This is a genomic window from Croceibacterium salegens (assembly GCF_009827435.1).
Lineage (GTDB): Bacteria > Pseudomonadota > Alphaproteobacteria > Sphingomonadales > Sphingomonadaceae > Croceibacterium_B > Croceibacterium_B salegens.
Window position 1 is genome coordinate 219,835 of sequence record NZ_WTYM01000058.1, and the last position, 12,470, is coordinate 232,304.

Sequence of the window (12,470 nt, forward strand, 5' to 3'; positions counted from 1 at the left end):
TCGCAGCAGGCCGGGGCGAGTTCATTGCGCCGGGTCAAACCGCTTTCGTTTCTCGCCGGTGCGGCAGCCTTTTTCGACGCAGCACGGCTGGGTTCCGGGCAGGGGAGCCTGCCGTCCGGGGACCAGTATCATCAGCGAACCGCCATTGCACAGCGCCAGGCTAAGGCTGTGTTCGCCCGCCTCGATCGTGCCGACCATTGCCGGGACTATCGCCAGCGCCGCGAACAGGCCGGATAGCGGCCCGCTCATGCCTCGTCCTCCTCGTCGAGCAGGATGCGTGCCGCGGACCCGTCGGGATCGTCGAACTGGCCGTTCCGCAACGCCCAAAAGAACGCCGCCAGCCCAAGCAGGCCGAGGCCGAGCGCGACGGGGATGAGGAAGGCGAGGACGGTCATTTCGCTGCCCGCACTAGGCGCAGCGAATTGCCGACCACGATCAGCGAACTGAGCGACATGGCCGCTGCGGCGATCAGCGGGGTGACCAGACCGGCGATCGCCAGCGGCACCGCGATCAGGTTGTAGGCAATCGCCAGCGCGAAATTCTGCTTCACAATCCGCATCGTCGAGCGCGCCGCACCGACCGCGCGCGGCACGCTGAGCAGCGTATCCTGCATGAACACGAGGTCCGAAGCCTGCAGCCCGACTTCGCTCGCCGCACCCGGGGCCATCGAGACGCTCGCCGTCGCCAGCGCCGGGCCGTCGTTGAGCCCGTCGCCGACCATCAGAACGTGCGCCCCGTTGTGCCTGAGGCTGGTGATGACCTGCTGCTTGTCGAGCGGCGTCGCCGCGGCCTGGGCGGTCAGGCCGGTGGCCCGCGCCACGTCCCTCACCGCGCCGACGTTGTCGCCCGAAATGATCGAGCTGGTAACGCCCATGGCCCTGAGGCGTTCGAGCGCCGCCGCTGTGTCGGGACGCAGGCGGTCGGCACAGGGGATCAGCTGGGTCGGCCGGCCGGAGATGTCGAGCGCGACCGCGGTTCCGGCAGCCGATTCGGGGCGGCGCACGGCGACCCTGGCGCCGTCATGCACGGCAAAGACCCCGAAACCGGCCTCCTCGCGCACGTCGGTCAACGTGGCAGCCTTGTGTCCCCGTGCCGCCAGCTCCCGGGCCAGCGCGCGCGAAAGCGGATGCTTCGAGTGCGAGGCGAGCGCGAGGGCGATCTCGGCTGCGTCCGCCGGCAGCGCGTCGAGCACCGCCGGGTCGGGCAGCGCCTCGCCCATGGTCAGCGTCCCGGTCTTGTCGAACAGCGCGCGGTCCGTGGCGGCCAACCGCTCCAGCGCCGATCCGTCCTTGACCATGATCCCGGCGCGCATCAGCGCCCCGCTGGCAACGACCTGCGCCACCGGCACGGCGAGGCCCAACGCGCAGGGGCAGGTGATGATCAGCACTGCCACGCCAATGACCAGTGCCTTGTACAGGCTCGCACCAGCGAGCAGCCAGCCAATCACCGTGGCCGCGGCAAGCGTGTGCACGACCGGGGCATAGAGCCGCGCGGCGCGGTCGGCGATGCGCACGTACTTGCTACGGTCCTGCGTGCTCGCTTCCATCAGCCGGGCGATCTCGGCAAGCGCCGTGTCCTGCCCGGCGTGACTGACGCGCACGTCGACCGGGGCATCGAGGTTGAGCGTACCGGCAAGCACCGTGTCGCCTTGCTGTGCGGGGACGGGCGCGCTTTCGCCGGTCAGCAGCGACTGGTCGAAACGGCTTGCGCCAGTGACGATGGTGCCATCTGCCGCGAGCCGCTCGCCCGCAGGCACGCGCATCGTCATTCCCGGCGAGAGCGCCGCGGCGTCAAGCCATTCGAGCTTGCCGCCCTCGCGCAGCACGGTCGCGCCGCGCGCGGCCTGGCCCAGCAGGGCATCGACCCCGGCGCGCGCCCGGTCGCGCATCATCGCGTCGAGGACCCGGCCGGCGAGCAAGAAGGTCAGCAGCATCAGCGCGCCGTCGAACCAGGCGTGCCCGCCGCCCGCGATGACTTCGTAGAAGCTGAGCCCGGTGGCGAGGATCACGCCTATGGAAATCGGCACGTCCATGTTGGTCGTGCCGCGGCGCACCGCCTTCCACGCCGATGCGAAGAACGGCCGGCCCGCATAGATCACCGCCGGGATGGCAATCAGCGTGCTGATCCACTCGAACATCGAGCGGGTGCTGCCCTCGGCGCCCGACCAGACGCTCACCGACAGCAGCATGACGTTCATCGCCGCGAAGCCGGCCACCGCCAGCGGGGCGAGCAATGGGCGGGCGGCGGACAGGTGCCGCTCCGGAAGCTCGCGGCGCGGCTTGGCTTCGAAACCGGCCGCTTCCAGCGCAAGAACCAGCGCATGGTCGTCGAGCGACGAGGCGTGCGTCACCGTGACCGAGCGCGCCGTCAGGTTGGCCCGCGCTCCTGTCACGCCAGGCAGCTCGCCCAGTGCCTGCTCGACCTTGCCCATGCACCCGGCGCAATGCATTCCCGGCACTACCAGCATGGTCTGACCGGTCGCTTCGGGAAGGATGGGCCGGGTGGCCATTAGAGCTGCTTCTCGGCGCGCCACTGGTGGGCACCACCTCTTGCCGAAAGGCGGATCGTCCAGCGCCCGGCGGGCAGCACCTCGCGCGAGACATAGCGGCCTCCACCGAGGGAAGCGAAGCTCAGCATGGCATCGGGCAGGCGTCCGAGCGGATGGCGGGCCTCGGCGTTCAGCACGATGCCGTCCGGCGCGCCGTTGAATGCGACCGTGACATGCCCGGCCGCGTCGCGTCCCACGTTCGCCTTCCAGCCCAGGGCGCGTTCGTCCTTCGCCTCGTCGAGCCAGCCGTTGAACTCCTGGCTGGCGACATAGGAATTCTCCACCACCACGCCGCCGAAGGTCGAACTGGCATAGTGCGCCATGGTAAAGTTGACCGTCATGACGATCCCGAAGAACGCCACCAGGATGGCGGTCATGTGCCAGCCGTTAAACGCCTTGCCCGTCATTCACTTGCTCCCGGTCCGCTGAACGTCACCTTTGCCGTATCGGTCTCCGTCTGCGCGTCGAGCGTCGTGAGATTGAACGCGAACGACTGTCCGCCGGTCCCCGGTGGGGCGGCGATGTAGAGCCGCAGCGGCTCGGTCGCATCAGCGGGAATCGTGCTTTCGATCTCTCTCGCGGCTCTGTCTCGGCTGGTCGTGCTGCTCCACATCGCCGCGCCCGGCAGGCCTTCCAGTTCGATCTTCATCCGGCGCGGCGCGGTGCTCATGTTGCGGATCTTCACAGTGAAGGAATTGCGCACGCTGCCGTCGCTCAGCAGCATGAAAGGCGGATTGCGGTCGGGCGCGGCGGAAATGTCGATGCGGTTGCGGGTGCCGAGCGCGAACAGCATGGCGAGGCCAATCGCCGACCAGATGCCGAAGTAGACCAGCGTGCGCGGGCGCAGCAGCGCCTTCCACACCGGGCGCGGCGGCTCGCCGGCGATCTCGCGCCGGGCGTCCTCGAGCGTGACGTAGTCGATCAGCCCGCGCGGGCGGCCGACTTCGGCCATCGTGCGGTCGCAGGCATCGATGCACAGCGCGCAGGTGATGCAGCCGATCTGGGGCCCTTCGCGGATGTCGATGCCCGTCGGACAGACCGCCACGCAGAGGTTGCAATCGATGCAGTCGCCGAACTTGTCCGGCTCCTTCTTCGACTTCTTGAGGCTGCCGCGCGGTTCGCCGCGCCAGTCCTTGTAGGTCACGGTGAGCGACTTCTCGTCCATCATCGCGCTCTGGATGCGCGGCCAGGGGCACATGTAGATGCACACCTGCTCGCGCATGAAGCCGCCGAGCGTGACCGTGGTCAGGGTGAGGATCGCGACGGTGACGTAGGCGACCGGGGCCGCCTCACCGCGCCAGAAATCGTGGACCAGCGTCGGGGCGTCGGCGAAGTACATGATCCACGCGCCGCCCGTCCAGAAGCCGATCACCAGGTAGATGGCCCACTTGAAGACGCGGCGTGTGACCTTGCCCCAGGTCCAAGGCGCGGCGTCGAGCTTCATGCGCGCGTTGCGGTCACCGTCGACGAAGCGGTCGACGTGCTGGAATAGGTCGGTCCACACCGTCTGCGGGCAGGAATAGCCGCACCACGCCCGGCCGACCGCGCTGGTGACGAGGAACAGCCCGATCCCGGCCATGATCAGGAGGCCGGCGACGAAGTAGAACTCCTGGGGCCAGATCTCGATGCCGAACATGTAGAAGCGGCGGTGGGCGAGATCGACCAGCACCGCCTGGTCGGGCGCGTAAGGGCCGCGGTCCCAGCGGATCCACGGGGTGCCGTAATAGATGCCCAGCGTGACCGCCATGACCAGCCACTTGAAGCGGCGGAACGGGCCGTCGATGCGCTTGTTATGGACCGCGCGGCGCGGCTCGTAGAGGCTTTTCGATGGGCTAAGGTTGTTCATCTGCCGCTTCCGCCGGGGCATCGGCGATCTCTGCGAAGTCTTCACCGCCCCCCAGCGAATGGACATAAGCCGCCAGCATCCTGATCGTCACCGGATCGAGACGCCCCTGCCATGCCGGCATTACCCCGTGGCGCGGATGGCGGACCTGCTGCACCACCTGTGCCTTGGTTCCGCCGTAAAGCCAGATCGCGTCAGCGAGGTCGGGCGCGCCGAATTGGCGCAGGCCCTTGCCGTCGGCACCGTGGCACACCGCGCAGTTGTCGGCGAAGACCTGGGCTCCGGCGGCGTTCGCCTGGCCCTTGCCGCTGAGGCTCAGGACGTAGTCGGCGACCTGCGAGACCTGTCCCGGCTCGAGGATGTCGGCGAAGGCCGGCATCTGGCTGGTGCGGGTGGCGTCGTCGCCCGGCTGGCGGATGCCGTGCTGCAGGGTCTGTTCGATCTCCGGCAGGCTGCCGCCCCACAGCCAGTCGTCGTCGTTGAGGTTGGGATAGCCCTCGCTGCCCGCCGCGCCCGATCCGTGGCACTGCACGCAGTTGACGAGGAACGCGGCGCGGCCTCCGGACACCGCCTGACTCATCAGGTCGGGATTGGCCGCAAGTTGCTGGATGTCGAGCCCTGCAATTTGTTGGTGAATGCCGGCCTGCGCTGCGGCGGCGGCCTTCGTGTCCTTGTCGAGCTGCCCGCGGCTGGTCCAGCCGATCACGCCCTCGGTGCCGTGCGAAAGCAGCGGGATCGCCGGGTAGGCGATGACGTAGCCGATGGCGAAGACCACGGTCAGGTAGAAGGTCCACAGCCACCAGCGCGGCAGCGGGGTGTTGAGCTCCTCGATGCCATCCCACTCGTGGCCGACGGTCTCGGTGCCGGTCGGCTCGTCGATCCTCTTACTCGCCATCGTCGGTGTCCTCGAAGATCATGTTGGCGGCGTCGTGATTGCGGTTGCGGGCGCCGGGTCGGAACGGCCACAGCACCAGCGCAAGGAAGACCACCACCATCCCGGCGAGCACGTAACTGTCGGCGATGTGGCGCAGGAAATCGTAGGTCGAATGCGTGCTCATCGGCCGGTCTCCTTCGCAAGGTCTTCCTGCGCGGCGGCGGCGTTCACGTCGACCAGCGTGCCGAGCATCTGCAGGTAGGCGACCAGCGCATCCATCTCGGTCAGCCGCGCCGGGTCGCCGTCGTAGTCGCGTTGCTGCGCCTTGGGGTACCGGGTGGCGAGGTCGCCGGTATCGGCATCCGGATTGGCCTGCGCCTTGAGGTCGGCCTGCGCGTTCTTGACGTCCTCTTCGCTGTAGGGGACGCCCACACGCAGCAGTGCCGTGAGGCGCGCGGAGGCGTCTTCGGTCTCGAGCTCGTTTTCCCTGAGGAAGCCGTACTTCGGCATAACGCTCTCGGGCACGACAGACTGCGGGTCAGTCAGGTGCTGGACGTGCCAGTCGTCGGAATAACGCCCGCCGACCCGCGCGAGGTCCGGCCCGGTGCGTTTCGAGCCCCACTGGAAGGGATGGTCGTACATGCTCTCGGCGGCGAGGCTGTAGTGGCCGTAGCGCTCGACCTCGTCGCGGAACGGGCGGATCATCTGGCTGTGGCAGACGTAGCAGCCCTCGCGCACGTAGATGTCGCGCCCGGCCTGCTCGAGCGGGGTGTAGGGCCGCATGCCCTCGACCTTCTCGATGGTGTTGTCGATCCAGAACAGCGGGGCGATCTCGACGATGCCGCCGATGGCGACGACGACCAGCGAGAACGCTGCCATCAGGGTGACGTTGCGTTCGAGGCGCGCATGGCCGGTGACGGTGGTTTCGACGTCGGGAGTGCTCATCGTCCTGGGCTCCTACTCGGCCGGAACCGCGACGATCGGGCGGTCCTTCACTGGGTCGTATACGGGGGTGGACATCGGCGCTTCACTGCGCAGCTTGCCGAGGATCGTGGCCCAGACGTTGACCACCATGACGACGGCACCGGCGAGATAGAGCAACCCGCCGAAGGCACGCAGCGCGAACATCGGGTGCAGCGCGGCAACGGTTTCGGCGAAGGAGTTCACGAGGTAGCCGTCGGCGCCGTATTCGCGCCACATCAGGCCCTGGGTGACGCCCGCCACCCACATGCTCGCGGCGTAGAAGACGATGCCGATCGTCGCGAGCCAGAAGTGCCAGTTGACCATGCGCAAGCTGTAGAGCCGCTCGCGCTGCCACAGGCGGGGCACGAGGAAATAGACGCAGGCGAAGGTGATCATCCCGTTCCAGCCAAGCGCGCCGGAATGGACGTGGCCGATGGTCCAGTCGGTGTAGTGCGACAGGCTGTTGACGCTCTTGATCGACAGCATCGGCCCTTCGAACGTGCTCATGCCGTAGAAGGCGAGCGCCATCACCATCATGCGGATGATCGGGTCGGTGCGGACCTTGTCCCACGCGCCGTTGAGCGTCATCAGCCCGTTGATCATGCCGCCCCAGCTCGGCATCCACAGCATGATCGAGAAGACCATGCCCAGCGTCTGCGCCCAGTCGGGCAGCGCGGTGTAGAGCAGGTGGTGCGGGCCGGCCCAGATGTAGAGAAAGATCAGCGACCAGAAGTGGATGATCGACAGGCGGTAGCTGTAGACCGGCCGCTCGGCTTGCTTGGGCACGAAGTAGTACATCATCGCCAGGAACCCGGCGGTGAGGAAGAAGCCGACCGCGTTGTGGCCGTACCACCACTGCACCAGCGCCCCCTGCACCCCGCCGAACAGTGGGTAGGACTTCGAGCCCAGCAGGCTCACCGGCATGTCGAGGTTGTTGACCACGTGGAGCATGGCCACGGTGATGATGAAGGCGAGGTAGAACCAGTTGGCGACGTAGATGTGCGGTTCCGACCGCTTGAGGATCGTGCCGACGAAGACGGCGAGGTAGGCGAGCCAGACGATCGTCAGCCACCAGTCGACGTACCATTCGGGCTCGGCGTATTCCTTCGACTGCGAGATGCCGAGCAGATAGCCGGTCGCCGCCAGCGCGATGAACAGCTGGTAGCCCCAGAACACGAACCGGGCGAGCGAGGGGAAGGCGAGCCGCGCGCGGCAGGTGCGCTGCACCACGTAATAGCTTGTGGCGATCAACGCGTTGCCGCCGAAGGCGAAGATCACCGCGCTGGTGTGCAGCGGGCGGAGGCGGCCGAAGTTGAGGTAGGGCTCGAGGTTGAGCCAGGGCCAGGTCAGCTGCAAGGCGATGAACAGCCCGGCGAGGAAGCCCGCCATGCCCCAGAAGACCGTGGCGATCACGCCCCAGCGGATCGGATCGTCATCGTACTTCGAAGGGTCTATCGGCATTCGCAGCACGCCGCGCGCAATGGCCTCGTAATCCGCCTGAGAAACGGTCAGCCACAGACACAGTCCCGCCGCGAGGCAGACGATGACCATGTGCGTGGCGAAGCCGGAATCCGCTGCCGTGGCGGCCGCGAGAAGTGTCAGCACCATGATGGCGAACCATATCCCGGCGCGCGTGACGACTCGTTCCATCGGTACCTCCTGTTGTGGCGGAGGCTATGCCTGTGCGAGCGGGCGCTCAACCTTGACGTGGGTCAAATATTCGTTGCGCGATCGCGAAATTTTCGTGCGAAAGTTTGGAGGCCGCGCTGCCAGTGCCCACCGGCTTGCGCTCAAGATCAGCCGGCGCTGGCTTCCAGCGCCTGACGGTCGAGGATTTCGACGGCGCGGCGGTTCGGCAGTCCGATCACCCCATCGCGCTTGAGCCGCGTCATCTGGCGGCTGACGGTCTCGATCGTCAGGCCGAGGATGTCGCCGATCTGCTGGCGCGAGAACGGCAGGTCGAAGCGGTCGAGCGGTTTGTCGCCCGGCGCCTCGCAGCCCGGTTCGACCAGCCGCGAGGACATTTCGAGCAGGAAGGTCGCGACCTTCTCCTCGGCGCTCTTGCGGGCGAGCAGCAGCATCCAGTCGCGCGTGCGGTCGAGTTCGGCGAGCGTACGGCGAAGCAGTTTCTGTTCGAGCGCCGGGTGCTCACCGGCGAAACGGTCGAAGTCCTTGCGCGCGAAGAGGCAGACGCGGGCATCGGTCAGCGCGGTGACCGAGTGGCTGGTGCGCGCACCGAACGGGCGGCCGATGAAGTCCGACGGATAGGCGACGCCGACGATCTGCTCGCGCCCGTCTTCGGTCCCGGTCGAGAGCTTGAGCATGCCCTCGATCACGTTGGCGACGAGGACCGATTCCTCGCCTTCCCAGATCAGCGCTTCACCCGCTTCGAGATTGCGCCGGCGGCCGATGCCGTTGAGCGCCTCGACTTCCTTGGAATCGAGAACTGCGCAGATCGCCCGGTTCCGCACAACGCAGGTATCGCAAGAAGACATTTCGGTTACCTACCAGCAGGCGGGGACGCCGCAAAGCACGATCGCGGTAGCGTCAGCCGAGCGCCGCCAGCGCGTCGAACACTGTCTTGGCGAGCTCGGGCCGGCAGATCAGCAGGTCGGGCATGTAGGTGTCGCGCTGATTATAGACGAGCGGGCTGGAGTCGATCCGGCTGGCGTGGAGGCCGTGCGCGAGGGCCACGGCGGCAGGCGCACAGCTGTCCCATTCGAACTGTCCGCCCGAATGCAGGTAGATGTCGGCCTCGCCGCGGACGATGGCCATGGCCTTGGCCCCGGCGCTGCCCATCGGCACCAGCTCCGCGCCGAGCGCCTCGGCCACCGCGACCGCCTCGGCGGCGGGGCGTGTGCGGCTGACGACCATGCGCAGCTTTTCGGGCGTGGGCGGAACGATGATGGGCGCATCGGTCCGCAAGACCTCACCGAGGCCGGGCAGGGCGACCGCGCCGATCGTCGGCACGCCATTGATAGCGAGCGCGACGTGCACCGCCCAGTCAGTGCGCTCCTCGCCGTATTCGCGGGTGCCGTCGACCGGATCGACGATCCACACGCGCTCCTTGCCCAGCCGTTCCTCGGTGTCCTTGCTCTCTTCGGACAGCAGGCCGTCGTCGGGCCGCTGCGCGCGCAGGGCGTGGACGAGGAACTGGTTCGCCGTCTGGTCGCCCGCCGTGCCGAGCGCCTTTCCTTCGAACATGCCGCTCTCGCGCACCGCAACCAGGATGCGTCCGGCGGTTTCCGCCAGGTGCGCGGCGAGTTCGGCGTCGTTCATCACTTGCCTTTCGTCATTGCGAGCGGTGAAGCCGCGCGGCAATCCAGGGCGTCATCACACTGGACTCAGGATTGCTTCGTCGCTGCGCTCCTCGCAATGACGAAGCGGAAAAGAAACATCATTTCAGCGGCAGCAACTGGTCGACGATGTGCTGCGCGGCCTCCTCGACGCTCATTTCGACCGTGTTGACCACGATATCCGGCTTTTCCGGCACTTCGTAGGGGCTGTCGATCCCGGTGAAGTTCTTAAGTTCGCCCGAGCGGGCCTTCTTGTACAGCCCCTTTACGTCGCGCGCCTCGGCCACTTCGAGCGGGGTATCGACGAAGATCTCCACGAACTCGCCCTCCGGCAGCATGTCGCGCACCATCTGCCGCTCGGCGCGGAACGGACTGATAAAGGCGGTCATGACGATCAGGCCCGCATCGACCATCAGCTTGGCCACTTCGCCGACGCGGCGGATGTTCTCGATCCGGTCGGCCTCGGTGAAGCCGAGGTCCTTGTTGAGCCCGTGGCGCACGTTGTCGCCGTCGAGCAGGAAGGTGTGGCGGTTCATCAAGGCGAGCCTCTTCTCGACCTCGTTGGCAATGGTCGACTTGCCCGAGCCGGAAAGGCCGGTGAACCACAGCAGCCTGGGCGTCTGGTTCTTCATTATCGCGTGGCTCTCGCGGGTCACGTCGGTCGGCTGCCAGTGGACGTTCTGGCTGCGTCGCAGGCTGAAGTTGAGCATCCCGGCGGCGACGGTGGCGTTGGTTATCTTGTCGACCAGGATGAAGCCGCCGAGCGTGCGGTTGTCGGTGTAGGGCTCGAACACGATCGGCTTGTCTGTCAGCACTTCGGCTACGCCGATCTGGTTGAGTTCGAGCGTCTTCGCCGCGAGGTGTTCGAGGCTGTTGACGTCGATCTCGTACTTCGGCGCCTGCACCGTTGCCGAGACGGTCTGCGTCGCCAGCTTGAGCCAGTAGCTGCGCCCGACGTGGAGCGCCTCGTCGGCCATCCACACTATCGTCGCCTCGAACTGGTCGGCGACCTGCGGCGGGTTGTCGGATACGGAAATCACGTTGCCGCGCGAGCAGTCGATCTCGTCGGCGAAGGTCAGCGTGAGCGACTGGCCGGCGACTCCCTCGTCGAGCTCGCCGTCGAAGGTGACGATGCTCTTGACGGTGCTGGTCTTGCCCGAGGGCAGCACGCGCACCGCGTCGCCCGGCTTGATCGATCCGGTGGCGATCAGGCCGGAGAAGCCGCGGAAGTCGAGGTTGGGGCGGTTGACCCACTGCACCGGCATGCGGAACGGCTTGTTGCGGTCGACCGCCGAACGGACTTCGACCGTCTCGAGGTGATCGATGAGGCTTGGGCCTTCGTACCACGGGGTGTTGGCGCTCGGCGCGGTGGTGATATTGTCGCCCTTGAAGCCGGAAATGGGGAGGGCGGTGAAGCTCTCGATGCCGATTTCCTTGGCGAACCCGGCATAGTCGGCGACGATCTTGTCGAAGACCTCCTGCGAGTAGTCGACGAGGTCCATCTTGTTCACCGCCAGCACGATGTTCCGGATGCCGATCAGGTGGCACAGGAAGCTGTGGCGGCGGGTCTGGACGAGCACGCCCTTGCGCGCGTCGATCAGGATCACCGCGAGGTCGGCGGTCGATGCGCCGGTGACCATGTTGCGGGTGTACTGCTCGTGGCCCGGACAGTCGGCGACGATGAACTTGCGCCTTTCGGTGTTGAAGAAGCGATAAGCGACATCGATGGTGATGCCCTGCTCGCGCTCGGCGGCGAGGCCGTCGACCAGCAGCGCGAAGTCGATTTCCTGGCCCTGCGTGCCGACCTTCTTCGAATCGTCCTCGAGCGCGGCCAGCTGGTCCTCGAAGATCATCTTCGAATCGTAGAGCAGGCGGCCGATCAGCGTGGACTTGCCGTCGTCGACGCTGCCACAGGTGATGAAGCGCAGCATCGTCTTGTGCTGGTGCTGGTCGAGGTACGCGTCGATGTCCTCGGCGATGAGGGCTTCGGTTTTGTAGATGACGTCCTGGTCGGCCATCAGAAGTAGCCCTCCTGCTTCTTCTTCTCCATGCCGGCGCCGCCGGCGTCCTTGTCGATCACGCGGCCCTGCCGCTCGCTGGTGGTGGTGAGCAGGGTTTCCTGCACCACGTCGCTGAGCGTCGCCGCCTCGCTCTCCACCGCACCGGTCAGCGGGAAGCAGCCGAGCGTGCGGAAGCGGACCGAGCGTTCGGTGATGTCCGGGCGATAGCCGAGCACGCTTTCGAGCCGCTCGATATCGTCGGCCATCAGCAGCTGGCCGTCATGCACGAAGGTCGGTCGCTTGGCGGCGAAGTAGAGCGGGACGATCTCGATCCCCTCGGCCATGATGTATTGCCAGATGTCGAGTTCGGTCCAGTTGCTGATCGGGAAGATGCGGATGCTCTCCCCCTTGTTCTTCTTGGCGTTGTAGAGGTTCCACAGCTCGGGGCGCTGGTTCTTCGGGTCCCAGCCGTGGCTGGCGGTGCGGAAGCTGAAGATGCGCTCCTTGGCGCGGCTCTTTTCCTCGTCGCGCCGGGCGCCGCCGAAGGCCGCGTCAAAACCGTACTTGGTCAACGCCTGCTTGAGCCCCTCGGTCTTCCACATGTCGGTGTGCAGCGGGCCGTGGTCGAACGGGTTGATCCCGCGCTCCTTGGCCTCCTCGTTGTGGTAGACGAGCAGGTCCATGCCGCTCTCGCGCGCCATCTTGTCGCGCAGCGCGTACATGTCCTTGAACTTCCACGTGGTGTCGACGTGGAGCAGCGGGAAGGGCGGCGGCGAGGGGTAAAAGGCCTTGCGCGCCAGGTGCAGCATGACGGCGCTGTCCTTGCCGACCGAATAGAGCATCACCGGCTTGTCCGCCTCGGCGACGACTTCGCGCATGATGTGGATCGCCTCGGCTTCGAGGCGCTGGAGGTGAGTCAGGGTCGCAGTCTCGCTCATGGCTCCGG

At 66.7% G+C, this 12,470-nt stretch carries 13 protein-coding genes; all 13 read right to left on the bottom strand.

What is annotated here, in order from left to right:
• Nucleotides 1-21: 21 nt before the first annotated feature.
• Nucleotides 22-249 carry a hypothetical protein gene (locus GRI89_RS15875; RefSeq protein ID WP_159797672.1) on the bottom strand — a complete coding sequence of 76 codons (228 nt, stop codon included), beginning with the start codon at nt 247-249 and terminating at the stop codon, nt 22-24.
• Entirely contained in the window at nt 246-395 is a 150-nt protein-coding gene (gene ccoS, locus GRI89_RS15880; protein WP_159797674.1) for a cbb3-type cytochrome oxidase assembly protein CcoS, read from the bottom strand. The genes GRI89_RS15875 and ccoS overlap by 4 nt, the downstream gene beginning before the upstream one ends.
• Nucleotides 392-2,509, bottom strand: coding sequence for a heavy metal translocating P-type ATPase (locus GRI89_RS15885; RefSeq protein ID WP_159797676.1), 2,118 nt, complete (start codon nt 2,507-2,509; stop codon nt 392-394). Before GRI89_RS15885 ends, ccoS begins: the two co-directional genes overlap by 4 nt.
• Entirely contained in the window at nt 2,509-2,955 is a 447-nt protein-coding gene (locus GRI89_RS15890; RefSeq protein WP_159797678.1) for a FixH family protein, read from the bottom strand. The genes GRI89_RS15885 and GRI89_RS15890 overlap by 1 nt, the downstream gene beginning before the upstream one ends.
• Nucleotides 2,952-4,394 carry a cytochrome c oxidase accessory protein CcoG gene (gene ccoG, locus GRI89_RS15895; protein WP_235913463.1) on the bottom strand — a complete coding sequence of 481 codons (1,443 nt, stop codon included), beginning with the start codon at nt 4,392-4,394 and terminating at the stop codon, nt 2,952-2,954. The genes GRI89_RS15890 and ccoG overlap by 4 nt, the downstream gene beginning before the upstream one ends.
• Nucleotides 4,381-5,286, bottom strand: coding sequence for a cytochrome-c oxidase, cbb3-type subunit III (gene ccoP, locus GRI89_RS15900; protein WP_159797682.1), 906 nt, complete (start codon nt 5,284-5,286; stop codon nt 4,381-4,383). The genes ccoG and ccoP overlap by 14 nt, the downstream gene beginning before the upstream one ends.
• Nucleotides 5,276-5,449, bottom strand: coding sequence for a cbb3-type cytochrome c oxidase subunit 3 (locus GRI89_RS15905; protein WP_159797684.1), 174 nt, complete (start codon nt 5,447-5,449; stop codon nt 5,276-5,278). The genes ccoP and GRI89_RS15905 overlap by 11 nt, the downstream gene beginning before the upstream one ends.
• A complete protein-coding gene (ccoO, locus tag GRI89_RS15910; RefSeq protein ID WP_159797686.1) occupies nt 5,446-6,210 on the bottom strand; it encodes a cytochrome-c oxidase, cbb3-type subunit II in 765 nt (254 codons plus the stop codon). The genes GRI89_RS15905 and ccoO overlap by 4 nt, the downstream gene beginning before the upstream one ends.
• 12 nt (nt 6,211-6,222) lie before the next feature.
• Entirely contained in the window at nt 6,223-7,878 is a 1,656-nt protein-coding gene (gene ccoN / locus GRI89_RS15915; protein WP_159797688.1) for a cytochrome-c oxidase, cbb3-type subunit I, read from the bottom strand.
• A 146-nt stretch (nt 7,879-8,024) separates the two neighbouring features.
• Entirely contained in the window at nt 8,025-8,723 is a 699-nt protein-coding gene (locus GRI89_RS15920) for a Crp/Fnr family transcriptional regulator (protein WP_159797690.1), read from the bottom strand.
• 52 nt (nt 8,724-8,775) lie between these two features.
• The gene (locus tag GRI89_RS15925) at nt 8,776-9,507 is read right to left on the bottom strand and encodes a 3'(2'),5'-bisphosphate nucleotidase CysQ (protein WP_159797847.1); all 732 of its coding nucleotides are present in this window, start codon (nt 9,505-9,507) and stop codon (nt 8,776-8,778) included.
• A 118-nt stretch (nt 9,508-9,625) separates the two neighbouring features.
• Nucleotides 9,626-11,542, bottom strand: a complete 1,917-nt coding sequence (cysN, locus tag GRI89_RS15930; RefSeq protein WP_159797692.1) for a sulfate adenylyltransferase subunit CysN — start codon at nt 11,540-11,542, stop codon at nt 9,626-9,628.
• Entirely contained in the window at nt 11,542-12,462 is a 921-nt protein-coding gene (gene cysD / locus GRI89_RS15935; RefSeq protein ID WP_159797694.1) for a sulfate adenylyltransferase subunit CysD, read from the bottom strand. The genes cysN and cysD overlap by 1 nt, the downstream gene beginning before the upstream one ends.
• Between the last annotated feature and the right edge of the window lie 8 nt (nt 12,463-12,470).

Coding starts and splice junctions, on each gene's coding strand:
- GRI89_RS15925 (WP_159797847.1), bottom strand. CDS start 9,507: ATGAACGACGCCGAACTCGCCGCGCACCTGGCGGAAACCGCCGGACGC.
- ccoN (WP_159797688.1), bottom strand. CDS start 7,878: ATGGAACGAGTCGTCACGCGCGCCGGGATATGGTTCGCCATCATGGTG.
- GRI89_RS15885 (WP_159797676.1), bottom strand. CDS start 2,509: ATGGCCACCCGGCCCATCCTTCCCGAAGCGACCGGTCAGACCATGCTG.
- ccoP (WP_159797682.1), bottom strand. CDS start 5,286: ATGGCGAGTAAGAGGATCGACGAGCCGACCGGCACCGAGACCGTCGGC.
- cysN (WP_159797692.1), bottom strand. CDS start 11,542: ATGGCCGACCAGGACGTCATCTACAAAACCGAAGCCCTCATCGCCGAG.
- ccoO (WP_159797686.1), bottom strand. CDS start 6,210: ATGAGCACTCCCGACGTCGAAACCACCGTCACCGGCCATGCGCGCCTC.
- GRI89_RS15890 (WP_159797678.1), bottom strand. CDS start 2,955: ATGACGGGCAAGGCGTTTAACGGCTGGCACATGACCGCCATCCTGGTG.
- ccoG (WP_235913463.1), bottom strand. CDS start 4,394: ATGAACAACCTTAGCCCATCGAAAAGCCTCTACGAGCCGCGCCGCGCG.
- GRI89_RS15875 (WP_159797672.1), bottom strand. CDS start 249: ATGAGCGGGCCGCTATCCGGCCTGTTCGCGGCGCTGGCGATAGTCCCG.
- ccoS (WP_159797674.1), bottom strand. CDS start 395: ATGACCGTCCTCGCCTTCCTCATCCCCGTCGCGCTCGGCCTCGGCCTG.
- cysD (WP_159797694.1), bottom strand. CDS start 12,462: ATGAGCGAGACTGCGACCCTGACTCACCTCCAGCGCCTCGAAGCCGAG.
- GRI89_RS15920 (WP_159797690.1), bottom strand. CDS start 8,723: ATGTCTTCTTGCGATACCTGCGTTGTGCGGAACCGGGCGATCTGCGCA.
- GRI89_RS15905 (WP_159797684.1), bottom strand. CDS start 5,449: ATGAGCACGCATTCGACCTACGATTTCCTGCGCCACATCGCCGACAGT.